Annotated in this window: 15 protein-coding genes; 1 reads left to right on the top strand and 14 read right to left on the bottom strand. The window is 41.0% G+C overall.

The genetic code is table 11. The features are described 5' to 3' along the window. Nucleotides 1-131: 131 nt before the first annotated feature. On the bottom strand, nucleotides 132-1,112 hold the full coding sequence (gene wzzB, locus AC2FAK_RS10455) for an LPS O-antigen chain length determinant protein WzzB (protein WP_095454985.1): 981 nt from the start codon (nucleotides 1,110-1,112) through the stop codon (nucleotides 132-134). A 192-nt stretch (nucleotides 1,113-1,304) separates the two neighbouring features. Between wzzB and AC2FAK_RS10450 the strand changes: the two genes are divergently transcribed. Further along, a complete protein-coding gene (locus AC2FAK_RS10450) occupies nucleotides 1,305-2,309 on the top strand; it encodes an NAD-dependent epimerase (protein WP_095452769.1) in 1,005 nt (334 codons plus the stop codon). 52 nt (nucleotides 2,310-2,361) lie between these two features. On the opposite strand, the gene ugd is transcribed toward AC2FAK_RS10450, so the two are convergent. The 13 genes from ugd to rfbB form a co-directional block, all read right to left on the bottom strand. Continuing rightward, on the bottom strand, nucleotides 2,362-3,528 hold the full coding sequence (ugd, locus tag AC2FAK_RS10445; protein ID WP_095452770.1) for a UDP-glucose 6-dehydrogenase: 1,167 nt from the start codon (nucleotides 3,526-3,528) through the stop codon (nucleotides 2,362-2,364). A gap of 253 nt (nucleotides 3,529-3,781) precedes the next feature. Further along, a complete protein-coding gene (gene gndA, locus AC2FAK_RS10440; protein ID WP_095454986.1) occupies nucleotides 3,782-5,188 on the bottom strand; it encodes an NADP-dependent phosphogluconate dehydrogenase in 1,407 nt (468 codons plus the stop codon). 157 nt (nucleotides 5,189-5,345) lie between these two features. Further along, nucleotides 5,346-6,359: a UDP-glucose 4-epimerase GalE gene (galE, locus tag AC2FAK_RS10435; protein WP_095452771.1), complete on the bottom strand. Its 1,014-nt coding sequence runs from the start codon at nucleotides 6,357-6,359 to the stop codon at nucleotides 5,346-5,348. A 25-nt stretch (nucleotides 6,360-6,384) separates the two neighbouring features. Further along, a complete protein-coding gene (locus tag AC2FAK_RS10430) occupies nucleotides 6,385-7,503 on the bottom strand; it encodes a glycosyltransferase family 4 protein (protein WP_095452772.1) in 1,119 nt (372 codons plus the stop codon). Further along, the gene (locus AC2FAK_RS10425) at nucleotides 7,493-8,599 is read right to left on the bottom strand and encodes a glycosyltransferase (RefSeq protein ID WP_095454987.1); all 1,107 of its coding nucleotides are present in this window, start codon (nucleotides 8,597-8,599) and stop codon (nucleotides 7,493-7,495) included. Before AC2FAK_RS10425 ends, AC2FAK_RS10430 begins: the two co-directional genes overlap by 11 nt. A 9-nt stretch (nucleotides 8,600-8,608) precedes the next feature. Beyond that, nucleotides 8,609-9,688, bottom strand: a complete 1,080-nt coding sequence (locus AC2FAK_RS10420; protein ID WP_095454988.1) for a glycosyltransferase family 4 protein — start codon at nucleotides 9,686-9,688, stop codon at nucleotides 8,609-8,611. 6 nt (nucleotides 9,689-9,694) lie between these two features. Continuing rightward, nucleotides 9,695-10,855, bottom strand: a complete 1,161-nt coding sequence (locus AC2FAK_RS10415) for an EpsG family protein (RefSeq protein WP_095452775.1) — start codon at nucleotides 10,853-10,855, stop codon at nucleotides 9,695-9,697. 11 nt (nucleotides 10,856-10,866) lie between these two features. Continuing rightward, entirely contained in the window at nucleotides 10,867-11,841 is a 975-nt protein-coding gene (locus AC2FAK_RS10410; protein ID WP_095454989.1) for a glycosyltransferase family 2 protein, read from the bottom strand. Further along, complete coding sequence (locus AC2FAK_RS10405; RefSeq protein WP_095454990.1) at nucleotides 11,838-12,422, bottom strand: acyltransferase; 585 nt, start codon at nucleotides 12,420-12,422, stop codon at nucleotides 11,838-11,840. Before AC2FAK_RS10405 ends, AC2FAK_RS10410 begins: the two co-directional genes overlap by 4 nt. A 2-nt stretch (nucleotides 12,423-12,424) precedes the next feature. Then, nucleotides 12,425-13,525 (bottom strand): dTDP-4-amino-4,6-dideoxy-D-glucose aminotransferase VioA, encoded by a 1,101-nt coding sequence (gene vioA / locus AC2FAK_RS10400; protein ID WP_045294472.1) that lies wholly within the window; start codon nucleotides 13,523-13,525, stop codon nucleotides 12,425-12,427. Between the two features lie 10 nt (nucleotides 13,526-13,535). Next, nucleotides 13,536-14,963 carry a lipopolysaccharide biosynthesis protein gene (locus tag AC2FAK_RS10395; RefSeq protein ID WP_095452778.1) on the bottom strand — a complete coding sequence of 476 codons (1,428 nt, stop codon included), beginning with the start codon at nucleotides 14,961-14,963 and terminating at the stop codon, nucleotides 13,536-13,538. 6 nt (nucleotides 14,964-14,969) lie between these two features. Further along, the gene (gene rfbA, locus AC2FAK_RS10390) at nucleotides 14,970-15,836 is read right to left on the bottom strand and encodes a glucose-1-phosphate thymidylyltransferase RfbA (protein ID WP_020690198.1); all 867 of its coding nucleotides are present in this window, start codon (nucleotides 15,834-15,836) and stop codon (nucleotides 14,970-14,972) included. Continuing rightward, on the bottom strand, nucleotides 15,837-16,910 hold the full coding sequence (gene rfbB / locus AC2FAK_RS10385) for a dTDP-glucose 4,6-dehydratase (RefSeq protein WP_095454991.1): 1,074 nt from the start codon (nucleotides 16,908-16,910) through the stop codon (nucleotides 15,837-15,839). Nucleotides 16,911-17,077: the final 167 nt, after the last annotated feature.

The raw sequence follows: 17,077 nt of genomic DNA, 5'->3' as shown, positions 1-17,077 counted from the left end.
GGCTTGTGAAAGTTCCATTTAAAAAAGGGTCCATGATGAACATGAACCCTTTTTACACCAGCCACCGGATCGGTCAACCGATCCTTAAACGATCGGCATTAGGGAATTTCCCCGGTTTTTTTACCTGCAAGTCAGGCTTTTGGTTTGTAGTTACGCAACGCGTTGCGGCCGAGAACCACACCTGAACCGATAATCCCACCGAGCAAGACTGCCAGAATTAACGTGATGGCCTTTTTCGGGCTGTCACGATAGACGGGAAGATCCGGCTTCATGACGTAACGATAGACATGAATAGTGTCCGGCTTAACGTTTAGCTTCTCAATATCCAGTAAGTTTTGTTTGGTCTGATAATACGCGCCAGAGAAGACCAGTGGACGAGACGCTTCGTTATCAATCATCGATTTCAGCGCTTCGCTCCCCAGCAGGAACATGGTTTCCTGAGTCACGTCCTGGGTCTGCTGGATCTGCGGAGTGGTAATTTTCGCCGCTTCCGCATTCTTAAGCGCCTCAGAAATCTGTTTAATGCGCAGATCTTTCTGCTCCTGAGCGACTTTCTCCTGGTTTTCAAGGGAGTCGTTGAGGCTGGTGATCTGCTGCTTAATGTTATCTTTAAGATCGAGCGCAAGTTCCTTCGCCGTTTGCTCATCCACCTGTTGGATGTACTGCGCAAGCTGTTTTTGTGCCGCTTCTGCTGACTCACCTTGATACGTGACGCTTAACGGCAGCGGTTGCCCTTTAACGGTTGAATCGATGGTCAGTTTTTCTGGCATTTCCTGATTTTCAAGCGCCTGAGCTAAAGCAGAAAACGACGAATTGAAACGGCCAATGGCACGGTTTTGGATATCCTGCATTGAAGGTGCCGCACTACCGTAAAGGATATTCAGTGCATTCGCGTAAGTGGCAATCTGTGCCGCATCCGGCTGGGCAATAATTGCGGACGAGGTCCATTTTTCTTTTGCAATGGTGATGTAAATACCCGCAATGATGATAGAAACAGCAACAAAAGCGCCAATTACCCACTTTCCACGCCACAGCTGTAGCACTAAATCAAGTAAATCAATTTGCTCCGGACCATTACTGCTATTAACCGGAGTATTGTTGTTCTGCGTCATACAATCCCTAACAGATGAAAAAGGGCAAAAACAGTGATGTTTACATAGTGTATCTGTTGCCAGCGATTTTTCTATCAGAATCCGATGAGTTATATCGGAAAGATGGGTTATGTAACTCGCGGTCAACGCGCTATCATATAGCAATTCTGATGCCTCAGGCATCGACAAGATAGAAATATAATGAGGGAAGATATGAAATTTTTGGTCACGGGTGCGGCAGGTTTTATCGGATCGCATGTCAGCAAACGCTTGCTGGATGCCGGGCACCAGGTCGTCGGTATTGATAATCTGAACGACTACTACGACGTCAATCTCAAGCTGGCACGTCTGGATTTACTGAAATCCGGGAATTTCACCTTCCACAAGATGGAGTTAGCCGATCGTGAGGCCATGGCAGCGCTGTTTGCCAGCGAAAAGTTTGATCGCGTGATACATCTGGCCGCGCAGGCAGGTGTTCGCTACTCGCTGGAAAATCCGCTCGCGTATGCGGATGCTAACCTGGTCGGTCACCTTAACGTGCTGGAAGGTTGTCGTCATAACAAGGTACAGCACCTGCTGTATGCCTCATCAAGCTCCGTTTATGGTCTGAACCGCAAGATGCCGTTCTCCACTGACGACTCCGTAGATCACCCGGTGTCACTGTATGCGGCGACCAAAAAAGCCAACGAGCTGATGTCGCATACCTACTCTCATTTGTACAACCTGCCGACCACCGGCCTGCGTTTCTTTACCGTGTATGGCCCGTGGGGACGTCCGGACATGGCGCTGTTTAAGTTTACAAAGGCAGTGATCGAAGGCAAAAGCATCGATGTCTATAACTACGGCAAGATGAAGCGCGACTTTACCTATATTGATGACATCGCCGAAGCTATTCTCCGCCTACAGGATGTCATCCCTCAGGCTGATGAAAACTGGACTGTCGAAACCGGTTCGCCGGCGACCAGTTCCGCGCCTTATCGCGTTTACAACATTGGTAACAGCTCTCCGGTTGAGCTTATGGATTACATTACGGCGCTGGAAGAAGCACTCGGCAAAGAAGCAGAGAAAAACATGATGCCGATTCAACCAGGTGACGTGCTGGAAACCAGCGCGGACACGAAAGCGTTGTATGACGTTATTGGCTTTAAACCGCAGACCTCAGTCAAAGACGGGGTAAAAAACTTCGTGGACTGGTATCGCGCTTTCTACAACGTCTAAAACAAAAAACCCGGCACACAGGCCGGGTTTTTTACGTACTTAACGCAGAATATCAGTCGCTACCAAACAGATCGCGGGTATACACTTTATCCGCCACGTCTGACAGTTCTGCTGCCATACGGTTAGAGATGATCACATCCGCTTCCTGCTTGAACGCATCCAGATCGCGAATCACGCGTGAATGGAAGAACTCATCTTCCTGCATTGCAGGTTCATAAATAATGACCTGAACACCCTTCGCTTTAATACGCTTCATGATCCCCTGAATGGACGAGGCGCGGAAGTTATCGGAACCACTCTTCATGATCAGACGATATACACCCACCACTTTCGGCTGACGCGCGAGGATGGAATCAGAAATGAAATCCTTACGCGTGCGGTTGGCATCCACAATGGCTGAAATCAGGTTGTTTGGCACAGCCTGATAGTTGGCCAGCAGCTGCTTGGTATCTTTTGGCAGGCAGTAACCACCGTAGCCAAATGACGGGTTGTTATAGTGGTTACCAATGCGTGGGTCGAGACAAACACCTTCGATAATCTGGCGGGTGTTCAAACCCAGGCTCTCAGCGTAGCTGTCCAGTTCGTTGAAGTAAGCGACACGCATTGCCAGGTAGGTATTGGCGAAAAGCTTAATCGCCTCCGCTTCAGTGGAGTCGGTAAACAGTACCGGAATATCTTTCTTGATGGCGCCTTCCTGCAGCAGCGCGGCAAAACGTTCAGCACGTTCAGAACGCTCACCAATCACGATACGGGAAGGATGCAGGTTATCGTATAACGCCCTGCCCTCGCGCAGGAACTCTGGCGAGAAGAAGACGTTATCGATGCCCAACTCTTCTTTGATGGATTTAGTGAAACCTACCGGAATGGTTGACTTGATAATCATCACCGCATTTGGGTTTATTGCGATAACGTCCCTGATTACTGCTTCAACCGTTGAGGTATTGAAGTAGTTAGTCTTGGGGTCGTAATCGGTAGGGGTCGCGATGATGACAAAATCCGCATTACGATAGGCATCTTCTTTATCAGTCGTTGCACGGAAATTCAGCGGCTTATTTGCCAGATAATCCTGGATTTCTTTGTCGACAATTGGGGACTTCTTCTGGTTAAGCATGTCCACTTTGGCCTGCACAATATCCAGTGCAACCACTTCATGGTTTTGTGCAATCAGGATGCCGTTTGAAAGCCCGACATAGCCCGTTCCGGAGATAGTTATTTTCATTCGATCAACTTCTTCAAGTTTGAGTTTCAGGAGGCGTAAACACCCCACCGCAATAAACAACTGTTGAGGTTTTTACCTCTTATGTTGAGCGGCTGTCAAGGCGAATGCCTGGCTACAGAATTCAGTAAATGCAGTGGTTTATGTGGCGTTGAAAGACGCTCGTTGCGCAAAGCAAGTCCACATGGGCGTAAGCGCGATAAAAAAAGCCCGATGAGGTTCATCGGGCTTTGCTATCCAACTGCATTAAATCAGATTAATCCAGCCATTCGGTGTGGAACACACCTTCTTTATCCGTACGTTTATACGTATGCGCACCGAAGTAGTCACGCTGCGCCTGGATCAGGTTGGCAGGCAGTACGGCAGCGCGATAGCTGTCGTAGTACGCCACTGCAGCGGAGAAGGTCGGCACCGGAATACCGTTCTGTACAGCGTATGCAACCACATCACGCAGCGCCTGCTGATATTCGTCAGCAATCTTCTTAAAGTAAGGTGCCAGAAGCAGGTTCGCGATACCTGCATTTTCAGCATAGGCATCGGTGATTTTCTGCAGGAACTGGGCGCGGATGATGCAACCTGCACGGAAGATCTTCGCGATTTCACCGTAGTTCAGATCCCAGTTGTTTTCGTCAGAAGCCGCGCTCAGCTGAGAGAAACCTTGCGCGTAAGAGACGATTTTGCCCAGGTACAGAGCACGACGAACCTTCTCAACGAATTCCGCTTTGTCACCAGCTGGTTTAGCCTGCGGACCAGACAGCACTTTGGAAGCCGCAACGCGCTGATCTTTCAGAGAAGAGATGTAGCGAGCAAATACGGACTCGGTGATCAGAGACAGCGGTTCGCCCAGGTCCAGAGAGCTCTGGCTGGTCCATTTGCCGGTACCTTTGTTCGCCGCTTCGTCCAGAATCACATCGACCAGGTATTTACCTTCTTCATCTTTCTTCGTGAAGATATCTTTGGTGATGTCGATCAGATAGCTGTTCAGCTCGCCTTTGTTCCATTCGGTGAAAGTCTCTGCGAGTTCTTCGTTGGAGAGGTTCAGGCCACCCTTCAGCAGAGAGTACGCTTCAGCAATCAGTTGCATGTCGCCGTATTCGATGCCGTTGTGAACCATCTTAACATAGTGGCCTGCACCGTCCGGACCGATATAGGTCACACACGGTTCACCATCTTCCGCAACCGCAGCGATTTTGGTCAGGATTGGCGCAACCAGTTCATACGCTTCTTTCTGGCCGCCAGGCATGATAGATGGGCCTTTCAGCGCGCCCTCTTCACCACCGGAGACACCGGTACCGATGAAGTTGAAACCTTCGGCTGAGAGTTCACGGTTACGACGAATAGTGTCCTGGAAGAAGGTGTTACCGCCATCAATAATGATGTCGCCTTTTTCCAGATAAGGTTTCAGGGAGTCGATGGCTGCATCGGTACCTGCGCCCGCTTTCACCATTAACAGGATACGACGAGGCGTTTCCAGAGATTCAACAAACTCTTTAACCGTATAGAAAGGAACCAGTTTCTTACCCGGATTCTCAGCGATGACTTCTTCGGTCTTATCACGGGAGCGGTTGAAAACGGAGACGGTATAACCACGGCTTTCGATGTTGAGCGCCAGGTTGCGCCCCATCACTGCCATACCGACAACGCCGATCTGTTGTTTGGACATTACATACTCCTGTCAGGTGTGGTCGCCGCGACTGTGCGCGGCTTGAATGTATCAACAATGTTAACTCAACTTTATATCGTGTGGATAGTTTAATATGTGCGTTATAAGTTGCAAAAAATTAACGAACCTTACTATTAAGATACCAAATCATTTGGATTTATTTATAACCATCTGGGTTTTTAATTTGCCAGTTCCATGAGTCTCGAAGCATATCTTCAAGTGTGTATTTTGCTTTCCATTCAAGAACTTCATTTGCTAACTCAGGAGAGGACCAACATTCACCAACATCGCCGGGTCTTCTTGTGGCAAATACAAATGGTATATCTATATGAGTGACCTTTTTGAAGCAGGCAATTAATTCCAGAACAGAATGAGGTTTACCTGTACCTAAATTGAAAACATGGTAACCGACTAAGGTGTCAATTTTTTTAAGTGCTGCTGTATGTCCTGATGCCAAATCCTGCACATGAATAAAATCCCTTACCCCGGTACCATCTTTGGTAGGGTAGTCATTCCCATAAACCGATAATTTCTCAAGTTTGCCAATAGCAACTTTTGTTATATATGGAACAAGATTGTTAGGAATGCCGGAGGGGTCTTCACCAATCAAACCGGATGGATGTGCACCTACAGGATTGAAATAACGCAAAGAAATAATATTCCAATCTCCATCCGATGAAGCCACATCTTTTAAAATCTGCTCCATGAACAGTTTGGATGTTCCGTAAGGGTTTGTAGTACCACCGGTGCGACAAGCCTCAACGAGAGGAACTTGCTCTGGGAAACCATAAACAGTTGCTGATGAGCTAAATATGATTTTTTTAACTCCATAATCTTTCATTACCGATAATAAATTTAAAGATCCAGTTAAGTTATTATCATAGTAATTCAAAGGTTCAGAAACTGATTCACCAACAGATTTTAGGCCAGCAAAATGAATAACACACTCAAAATTAAATTCTTCAAATAACGACTTTAACTGACCTTTATTTCGAATATCTATATTATAAAATTTGATTTTTGTTCCAGATAAGATTTCAACTCTCTTTATGGATTCAAAAGATGAGTTACACAAATTATCAACAACAACCAAATCATAATCATTTGATAATAAGTCAATAAGAGTATGTGAACCAATATACCCCGCACCACCAGTAACTAAAATACTCATCCGGTTTACCTATAAGAATATTGGATCATTTACCGATAATAGTATCAATAGCTTTCAAATACTTATTGATGACTATTTGTTCATCAAACCTAGCCTCAATAAAATTACGACCAGCTTTGCCCATTGCACTTCTTTTTGGTTCAGGCATATTGATAATAATTTCCATTTTGTCAGACAAACTTTCCACTGAACGCGGTTCACATAAAAATCCGGTAATTCCGTCTTGTAAAGTTTCCTTACAGCCAACATTATCTGTAGTAATAAGAGGTTTGCCCATTGCCGCCGCTTCAAGTAGAGACTTTGGGACCCCTTCACGATAATATGAGGGTAAAACGACACAATCAACATCGCTAAGGATTTTTTCAATGCTATTCGATACACCGAGATACTTTACATGCCCCTCGCTTACCCATTCATTCATCTGTGTAGTAGTAATTGACCTTGGATTTGCATCATCAATAAAACCTACAAGTAAAAATTCGACATTATTATATTTTGATTTAAGCTTCTTTGCAGCTCCAACATATTGCATTATTCCCTTATCAGCTAGCATCCTGGCAACTAAAGCAAACCGAGTAACACCATCCATACGGGAGTGTGTAATTTTAAAACGTTTAAGATCGACCCCAGAGCCAGGCAAGATATCTGTATTAATACTATTAATACCTAATTTTTTAAAAATGTTATAATCATCTTCATTTTGAAAAAAAATGAAATCTGCATTTCTTTGGCTAAATTTGTATAAGCTTTTAACTATAAAATTCAGCCAACCAGTATTACCAAATGCAGCGCCTAAGCCAGCGATGTTATTTATAACTTTCGCATTGAGAATTTTAGCCGCGATCGTACTGTAGATGTTGTTTTTTGGAGTGAAATTCAAAACGATATTGACATTATTTTTCTTAAAAACCTGAAAAAAATTAATCGTAGTGCAAATATCGTGTAAAGGATTAATACCACTTTTATCAATTTTTACTTCTTCATATACACATCCTAACTGTTCTAATGAGGCAGTGTAATCATCCTTGGGTGCACAGGCAATAACACGATAGCCATGTTCAATTAGAGAAATAATAGTGTTCTTACGAAAATTATATATATACCAGCAAGTGTTAGCTGTAATAGCAATTATTTTATTTTTCATATTTGTTCTTGTAAATCCGTAACCAATTATCAACTACAGCATTAATAGAGAATTTACCCTCTATGCGGGACCTTGCTCTCGATTTTAAATCGTTACGTTCATCATCATTCAATCCAAGTATTTTAATCACACCTTCAGCAAGAAGATTCGATGAATGTACTGGGACAATTGTACCGCAATCACCTAGTATTTCAGAAACTCCGCCACAATTGGTTGTAATAATAAGTGAATTGCAAGCCATAGCTTCTCCGATGACTAATGGCAAACCCTCCCATGACGATGACATTATATATATATCAGCAGCACTCATTAATTCTGGTACATCGTGACGAACACCTAAGAAAAAAAGATGCGATTCCAAGTTTAGTTTTTTTCGTAATACTGATATCTGTGGGAACAGAGCCCCTTCGCCTGCTATCAACAACCTCAAATGAGTTTGATTTTTTTCATGAATCAAAATTTGAAAAGCCTCAAGCAAATTTGGATAATCTTTAGCTTCGGTAAATCGACCAACTGCAAGTAATAATGTATGCTCATCAGACAAGGAGAGTTCATCAATTATGGATTTTCTTGCTGTCGGTATGAATTTAAACTTAGATGTATCAATGCCATTCGAAACAGAGATTATCTGTTCCGGTTTTGCGATTTTTTTCCGAATATTTTCTTTTACTGCATCAACACTAACATTAGTAATTAAATCACATAATGGTGACGTGATCTTATATAAAAACATCCTTAACCACCCTCCTTCATACCTACTATGAGATGAGGATATTAGGCATTTGAGTCTTGTAGTACAACGCAGTAATCGGCAAAGTAAATTTGCATGAAAAAGATGACTATGTAAAACATCAGGATCTGCAGTTTTGACAATTCTTCTTACTTTAAAATAAGTTTTTATAAAAGAAAATGGGTTCTTAGATAGCGACATTTGATAAACAATAACATTACTATTTTCAGGTAACGTTCTAGCATCTTTACCTAATGATATTAGCGTGACTTCATTTCCTCTATCGGCCATTTTATCTGCAAGCAAGCAAACTTGTTTTTCTGCTCCTCCCATACTTAAGCCAGTAATGACATAAACTATTTTCATTCCTTTACCTCAATTTAATATGTCATTAATAAAACTTTCCACATTGAATTTTGATGCCCATCTTTTACAAGACATCATAAACTCTCTTTTATTCTTTTTTATATTAACCAAATCAGAAATAAACTTCTCATTATTCTTATAAAAAAAACCACTCTGATTTTCGCAGATGGCCTCTGTAACGCCATATTTATCTGGGCCAAATGTTGGGACTCCAGCTGCGGCTGATTCTATAAATGTGAGACCAAAAGCTTCAGGTTTGTTTGGTAGCAACCAGTATGCATCATAAGAATTTGGTTCGATATTATTTGATAGCATATTACGTTCAAGTTTACCCATCATACGGACCCGATTGCTAAGTTTTTTATCATTAATCATATTAGCAATTTCATTTTCTAAGCTGCCCTTACCGTAAATATCCCATGTGAGATCGTATCCGCTATTTATAAGCGTCTCAAAAATAGCAACCATATCGAGGTAACCCTTTCGCTTTTCTAAGCGAGAAAATGAAACTAAACGGATGGGAAATATTTTTTGTGCACTGAGTTCAATAATATTTCTGACTAAATCTTGCATATCAGCATTCAAACCTGCATAACTTACAACCTCGCATTTAGGCTTGATTTTTCTATTCTGAAATTCGTCAGCAACCCGTGAGGCTACATATTGACTAACATAGATTACCTTTTTGCAGTGTTTTAAAAAATTACTATAAAATAAAGGAAGCAAAATCAGAGAGTTTTTCTTACTTCTTGAACGGAAAACTATATCAACTTCAGTCCCATGTATAATATATACACATTTGCTGAGGATCTTTTTATTACCAATCAAACCCAAGATATAGGCAGATCGCAAATCATTCACAATAATAATGTCGTTCTTTTGAAACAATGAAAACAAATAGACAAACAAAGCCCAAACAGGCCAGATCACATTGAATATTTTTTTGAGTTGCCCATTTTTAGGGTTAGAGCAATTAATTCTACATTTTATATTTCGTGCACCTAATGCCTGATTTATCTGAGATGCTACTACGCCAGCACCACCAATATGATATGGATAATACTCATCAGTTAAAATTAATACATTCATAATATTTTATCTTGGGCAAAATTCCGGATCAAATTCATCTATCACCATGCATTTCTGAGACTTTAATAGATTAATATCATATGGATTGCTGCTCAAAATGTTGGTATAGAAAAATTTTGGCTGAGAGAAGTCATATGCGTAGTAAGGATTTGTTATGTTACGCGCAAAAACGGAAACCGCCATAATAAAAGTTACAGGTAATAATAACTTGGTTATTGAACTGACATTACCACGGAAGAAAATAAGTTGCGCATGAATAACCAAAAGAGGGAAAATATAATACAATAAACGCTGAAGAAACGGAGCTGTATAGAAAGCCAAATGAAAAAGGAAAAATATATAGCCTCCCATTGCATAGAGATTCCTGCCACGCTCCTCAGTGGTATTATGCGAGGTAAAGTAAATTAGCAACAGTCCAAGACAATCTATTACCGCAAAGAAACCTAATTTAAAATCAGATATTTTAGAAAGGTAACTTATCAATTTTGCATAGAGCAATTGAGGAAGAATGCTGCCTAAAGATGAGACAATAACATTCAGACTTAGCAGAACAACTATAAAAATCGAAGCAAAGAGCAGCAACATTAGCATATTTTGCTTAGATAGATGCATTTTCAGTAAGATCAAGACAGGGATCATTAAAATTGCTGAGGCATGAAACATTGATGCGCCAATGCAAATAAAAAATATTTTCTTTATCGAACTTCTATGAAGATTTGGTAAGAAAGGAAGCAATATACTAAAAGCTAACAGTTGCCTAATAGCATCATTAAAAAGTGGATAAATGAAGGCTAAAGTTATAAATATAAACAAGCTACGGTTGAATTTATAAGGAACTTTCTTTATAAACTTAGATATTGAAAGAACGGAAATCGCACAAGAAAAGAAAACTACCGCGTGAAAATTTTCAAAGCCGAGAATAGTTCCGAAAAAGTACATCACGAGCATGAATCCTGGCTCGTAAGTAAAATATCCTATCGAAGTACCATTATGAACTATTGATGAATAATGGTATTGGTAATTTATCCAATCTATTCCATTATAATAATTACCTGTTACAGCAATAAAAAAGACGAAGAGTGACAATTTATATATAACTAATGAATAACGGCCACGGTCAAAAAGCGAGGTCATCAACAGTAAGCCCAAAGAGTAAATCCAATACATATTGAAGACTCTTATTTTCGAATAAATGAATTAAGATAATGAATAAAATATATAACCCGTGGAAAACATTTTAATCTATTATATAATTTCTGTTTTGCAGTAAATATAGGATTTATTCTATTCGCCTCATTTAGATAATAAACAAATGATTGATATTCCTGTTCAAAAATAAATCTCGTGCACATATTCAAATAAACATTTGCAATTTTCCTATTGAATTCAAAATCATATTTCACGAACTGCAATTTAGCTAATTGTAAGTGTTTCGCAATATTTAAATGCCGAGCAGTAAATTTATGAATATCATTATGAATTGTCTCGGACCAAGACCCAACTGCATTTACTCTATACACCGACATTGGCTGAGGCAGATAAATTCCACCATTACTCATGGAATATAATTCGAGGAAAAGATCTCCTATACAACATTCAGAGAACCAAGTAGGTAGTTTTTCCCATATACTTCTTTTAAACATATATGATGCAGTGGGTGCAAATTGACCAACTACATTTAATACGTCTTTTATATATAAAATCTTTTTAGATTCCCCATAATTGAAAGACAACTTTCTTTTACCATCTTGCTCCATGAAGGCAGCATGAAAGCAAAAATCGATATCCGGGTTTAATTTTAAGATATCATATTGTTTTTGCAGTTTTTTGTTATCGATCCAATAATCATCCCCCTCACAAAAAGCAATATATTTGCCTCTTGCCTGATGAAATACAGAAAGGATATTTCCATTTGGACCTAAATTTTTTTCATTAAAGATTAATTTTATTTTTCCTGGATATTTCAACTTCCATGTTTCAAGTTTTTGTCGTGTCGCATCAGAGCTACAATCATCCCCAATAATAATTTCAAATTTGAATGATGTTTCTTGAGACAGAATATTTTCGATACAATTATCTATGTATGACTCCTGGTTGTAAGTAATACAACATACTGAGATTATTATATCGCCAGCCATATCTATTCCTGTCATTCGTTCTTCTCGTTTTTTTCAGCAAGTGATACTAATAATTTTTCTTTTTTAAGTAAGTTTTGTGTTCGTTGTTTTATCTTTTTTAAAGGATTACCTGCGTAAATATAAAAATTATCACAATTATCTTTAACCAACGAAAGGGCGCCAATAGCAGCACCATCACCTAAAACTACACCAGGTAATATTACACTACCCGATCCAATTATCACATGCCTGCCAATAACCACAGGCGCATGCATTACATTGGTAAATTCAGTAGGCACCATCGGGTTACTCATATAATTACCTGAGTAGTCATCATTACTTGAATAAATAGAAACCCGTGAAGAAATATTTGAATAGTCCATTAATGTGATTCGGCCTGAACCAATCAGAGAAGAATACACTGCAATATGAATATAATTCCCGATATACACGCCACCCTCACCTGCAGAAATGACGCAGAAATCATCTATCCGAACATTATTCCCGATATGGATTTTTGATGAGCCATAGAAAGACGCTTTCGTTGAGATAAAAACATTATTTCCAACGGAGGCAAATCCTATCTGTTCAATTTCTTCACGGGTTAAGATAGCCATTTCTACCCTCGAATAACATTTATAATACGCGAGAAATCATCTTCACTTAATTCGTTGAAAATGGGTAAGCACAGAACTTTATCAGAGATAGCATTTGATAAAGGAAGATTCTCAACGGCTGCGGATTCAATTCCTCTGTACATTGGCATGTTACTAATCAACGGATAGAAATAACGACGAGAAAGAATGTCATTTCGTTTTAGCTCAAGATAAAGCTCATCCCTTGAAATACGGAATTGAGGTTCAATAAGTACAGGGAAATAAGAATAGTTACTGTTTGAATATTCTGATGGTGCAGGAACGGTAATACCTTCGATGCTCGACAGCACTTCACGGTAGGCCCGGTCAATTTTTTTACGCTGCTCAATTGCGCTGTTGATATGCTTGAGCTGAACCAGACCAAAGGCAGCGTTGATTTCACTCATTTTCCCGTTAATTCCAGGCGCCGTTACGGTGAGCTCATCCGCAATACCAAAATTCTTTAATCTGTCAATCCGCTGTTTAGTCTTGGCATCCTGACAAATAATCGCTCCGCCTTCAAATGTATTGAATACTTTGGTTGCATGGAAACTGAGTATAGACATGTCACCAAATCGTAAAATGCTTTGGCCTTTGTAATTAACCCCAAAAGCATGGGCCGCGTCGTAAATCACGCGCAGTCCGTAATTGTCCGCAATCTCCTGAATAGCTTCAACATCACAAGGACTAGAATAACAGTGCACAGGCATGATAGCTGTTGTATTTGGCGTAATGGCAGCTTCGATTTTCTTTGGATCGATATTAAAGGTCTTAGGATCAATATCAACGAATACCGGCTTCAATCCATTCCATAAAATCGAATGACTGGTCGCAATGAAGGAATATGGCGTCGTGATCACTTCACCAGAAATACGTAGTGCCTGAAGCGCGGTAATGAGCGCGATGGTTGCATTATTAAAAAGTGATATGTACTCAACACCCAAATACTCACACAGTTCTTTTTCGAGTTGCTGATGGAAGGGACCATTATTAGTCAACCATTTATTATCCCAAATCTGTTCAAGATAAGGAATAAACTCGCTGAGTTCAGGAAGAAACGGTTGAGTCACTGGTATATTTTTCATTTAGCTTTCTCTATTCTTTGATAGACAACACAATCTTAAATAATTTTCTTTGCGTGAGGTAAATCAAGACAACATATATACCAGGCGCTAAAGTTAACATTGTAACGATCTGCCAAACATCTTGCGCCGTGAGATAGACAGCAATAATTTTGGCTATTAAACAAGAGGTCATTGTAATCAACCAGATAGGCGAAATTTCTTTGAACTGACGCCATACCGTTAATCCGGTTAATTTTCCCGTATAATAAGTATTTAACAGAAGAGCTAAATAAGAATGAATTAACAAGCCGACACACATAAGGTAAATACTGTAATTCATTGTTATTGCTATGATACAAATACCTATGATTTTTTTTATAATTTCTAACTTCAGGAAAAGATCGCTACGCCCTTTGACCTGTAGCACATTCAGGTTAATTGCATGAATTGGGTAAAGCATATATGCTAAAGCCAGTACAACTACAAGTTCCGCAGCCTCGTTCCATTGCATGCCTAAAACTAATTGCAATAATGGCTGAGCTAGAATGGCAACCCCAGCCATTAGCGGGAAAATAAATAGTGCAGCCACTTTCATGGTCAACAAATAATACTCATCCATCTTATGTTGATCACTTTGCATATGACTAAACATAGGATATGTGACGCGTTGAATAATGTTGGTCATGGTCATAGCAGGTATGCTGGAAATTTGGTTAGCCTGAGTGAACTGCCCAACATTTTCAGCGCTAAATCTTTTACCAATAATAATTTGATAAAGGTTATTATAAGCCGAATCTAACAGGCCTGAAATTAATAATTTCCCACCAAAACCAAACAGATAATCAAACGATTTCTTTGAAAAGCAAAAGACAGGAACCCAGCGAGTGATGAGATTAAGAAAAACAGCGCTGAACACGGCTGCGGTTAGCGTTTGTGCTACCAGAGCCCAAACACCAAAGCCATTCCACGCCATAATCAAAGCAACGACTCCCCCCAGAACAACAGAGCAGATCGATGCTTTTGCTTGCGCTTTAAAATTCATCGAGACCGTCAAAATTGTTCTGGGAACCACTGAAAAGCTGTTCGCCATCAGGGTCAGACCTATCACTTTTGTCAATAAGGCTAATTCTGGCTGCTGATAGAACTCAGCGATGTAACCTGAGTTTATATAAAGCAAAACATAGAAGCAAAAGGCGACAATGATATTAAAATAAAATGCCGTAGAATAATCTACATCAGTACGATCGGTCTTTCTTATGAGTGCTGAGCTAAATCCGCTATCAATAAAGACCTGCCCTATCGCAATAAAGATAGCTAACATCCCGATGAGACCGAAAGCTTTTGGTCCTAAAAGACGTGCCAATATCAGCATCAGAATGAGCTGAACACCCTGTGAAAGAATTCTTTCGAGAGCGCTCCATTTTAGACCATTGACGGTCTTACTTTTAAGTTCAGACACTATGTATTACTTAATAAGTTGAGAAAGATACTGACCATAACCATTTTTTGACATTAAGGCCGCCTGCTTCAGCACGTCTTCCTTTGCCAACCACCCGTTGTTATACGCAATCTCTTCCAGACATGCGACTTTAAAGCCCTGTCGGACTTCGATAGTTTCAACAAACTGTGCTGCCTGCAAAAGGCTTTCATGAGTGCCGGTATCCAGCCAGGCAAAGCCACGACCCAACATCTCAACAACCAGATCTCCCTTCTCCAGGTACATTTGGTTGATCGAAGTTATTTCCAGCTCGCCTCGTTCAGAGGGTTTAACTTTTTTTGCAAATTTCACTACTTCATTTGTATAAAAATACAAACCCGTCACGGCATAATTACTTTTAGGTTTAGCAGGTTTTTCCTCTATCGAGAGGACATTACGATTTTCATCAAATTCGACAACGCCAAATCGCTCAGGATCTTTTACTTGATAACCAAAAACTGTTGCTTTTGTCGTTGCCCGAACAGCAGCCTCTTTTAATTTTGGCGAGAACCCCTGACCATAGAAAATGTTGTCTCCCAAAACCAGACAAACAGAATCGTTGCCGATGAACTCTTCGCCAATAATAAACGCCTGAGCAAGTCCATCAGGAGAAGGTTGAATAGCATACTGCAGGTTCAAACCGAGATTAGAACCATCGCCGAGAAGACGGATAAATCCTTCCTGATCTTCCGGGGTAGTAATTATTAAAATATCTCTTATGCCTGCAAGCATTAAAACCGATAATGGATAATAGATCATCGGTTTATCATAAATAGGTAATAATTGCTTTGAGACACCCATCGTAATAGGATAGAGTCTGGTTCCGGATCCACCCGCTAAAATAATACCTTTCATTTATACTAACCCCAGACGCTCACGTTGATAACTTCCATCCTGCACTCGAATACACCATTTTTTATTATTCAAATACCATTCCACTGTCTTACGAATGCCACTTTCAAATGTTTCTGCAGGCTTCCAACCCAATTCAGCGGCAATCTTATGTGCGTCGATAGCATAGCGGCGATCGTGGCCTGGACGATCGGCAACATACATGATCTGGTCGCGATAAGAGCCCTCTTTCGGAACAATTTCATCCAGCAGATCGCAAATGGTATGAACCACCTCGAGGTTTTTCTTCTCGTTATGACCACCAATGTTGTAAGTTTCACCCGGCTTACCCTGGGTTACGACGGTGTAGAGCGCACGAGCATGATCTTCAACATACAACCAGTCGCGGATCTGGTCACCTTTGCCATAAATTGGCAGTGGTTTGCCATCGAGCGCATTCAGGATGACCAGCGGGATCAGTTTCTCAGGGAAATGATACGGGCCGTAGTTATTGGAGCAGTTAGTGACGATGGTCGGGAACCCATAGGTACGCAGCCAGGCACGAACCAGATGATCGCTGGAAGCTTTTGAAGCAGAATACGGGCTGCTTGGCGCATAAGCTGTGGTTTCGGTAAAGAGCGGCAGATCGGTAGAAACCGGATGCTCGTCCGGGTGCAGCAAATCGCCATACACTTCATCGGTCGAGATATGATGGAAACGAAACGCCTTCTTCGCTACATCATCTAAAGTGGACCAGTAAGCACGAGCCGCTTCGAGCAATATATAGGTACCGACGATATTGGTTTCAATAAACGCGGCCGGGCCGGTGATGGAACGATCGACATGACTCTCAGCCGCCAGGTGCATAACGGCATCCGGCTTATGCTCAGCAAAGATACGATCCATAGCATTCTTGTCGCAAATGTCCGCATGCTCAAAGACATATCTGGCGCTATCACTCACTTCGGTAAGCGACTCAAGGTTGCCGGCATACGTCAGTTTATCCACATTGACGACTTCATCCTGGGTATTTTTAATAATATGTCGTACCACTGCTGAGCCGATAAAGCCGGCCCCGCCCGTCACAAGAATTTTCACGTGATCTGTTCCGTCTATTGAATTTGTCGAGATATTGGCGTTCTGATACCGGGTAATTAATATCGGCTTCAGAAATTTTGCACGCTACCGCCCCTGGCTTAACAGCTACCAGTGCACTGAGCGAAGTTTGAATAAAAGATTTTTCTGGTCTGGATTCAGACAAAAAC

The organism is Enterobacter cloacae complex sp. 394F7, assembly GCF_057320385.1.
The sequence above is the reverse complement of the archived record's forward strand: the minus strand, read 5'-3'. Positions and strand labels throughout refer to the sequence as shown.

Bases quoted from the DNA above. Each gene is read 5' to 3' on its own strand.
- AC2FAK_RS10450 (WP_095452769.1), top strand. From the start codon at position 1,305: ATGAAATTTTTGGTCACGGGTGCGGCAGGTTTTATCGGATCGCATGTC.
- vioA (WP_045294472.1), bottom strand. From the start codon at position 13,525: ATGAAAAATATACCAGTGACTCAACCGTTTCTTCCTGAACTCAGCGAG.
- AC2FAK_RS10405 (WP_095454990.1), bottom strand. From the start codon at position 12,422: ATGGCTATCTTAACCCGTGAAGAAATTGAACAGATAGGATTTGCCTCC.
- AC2FAK_RS10425 (WP_095454987.1), bottom strand. From the start codon at position 8,599: ATGAAAATAGTTTATGTCATTACTGGCTTAAGTATGGGAGGAGCAGAA.
- AC2FAK_RS10410 (WP_095454989.1), bottom strand. From the start codon at position 11,841: ATGACAGGAATAGATATGGCTGGCGATATAATAATCTCAGTATGTTGT.
- rfbA (WP_020690198.1), bottom strand. From the start codon at position 15,836: ATGAAAGGTATTATTTTAGCGGGTGGATCCGGAACCAGACTCTATCCT.
- ugd (WP_095452770.1), bottom strand. From the start codon at position 3,528: ATGAAAATAACTATCTCCGGAACGGGCTATGTCGGGCTTTCAAACGGC.
- galE (WP_095452771.1), bottom strand. From the start codon at position 6,359: ATGAGTATTTTAGTTACTGGTGGTGCGGGGTATATTGGTTCACATACT.
- gndA (WP_095454986.1), bottom strand. From the start codon at position 5,188: ATGTCCAAACAACAGATCGGCGTTGTCGGTATGGCAGTGATGGGGCGC.
- wzzB (WP_095454985.1), bottom strand. From the start codon at position 1,112: ATGACGCAGAACAACAATACTCCGGTTAATAGCAGTAATGGTCCGGAG.
- AC2FAK_RS10430 (WP_095452772.1), bottom strand. From the start codon at position 7,503: ATGAAAAATAAAATAATTGCTATTACAGCTAACACTTGCTGGTATATA.
- AC2FAK_RS10415 (WP_095452775.1), bottom strand. From the start codon at position 10,855: ATGTATTGGATTTACTCTTTGGGCTTACTGTTGATGACCTCGCTTTTT.
- AC2FAK_RS10420 (WP_095454988.1), bottom strand. From the start codon at position 9,688: ATGAATGTATTAATTTTAACTGATGAGTATTATCCATATCATATTGGT.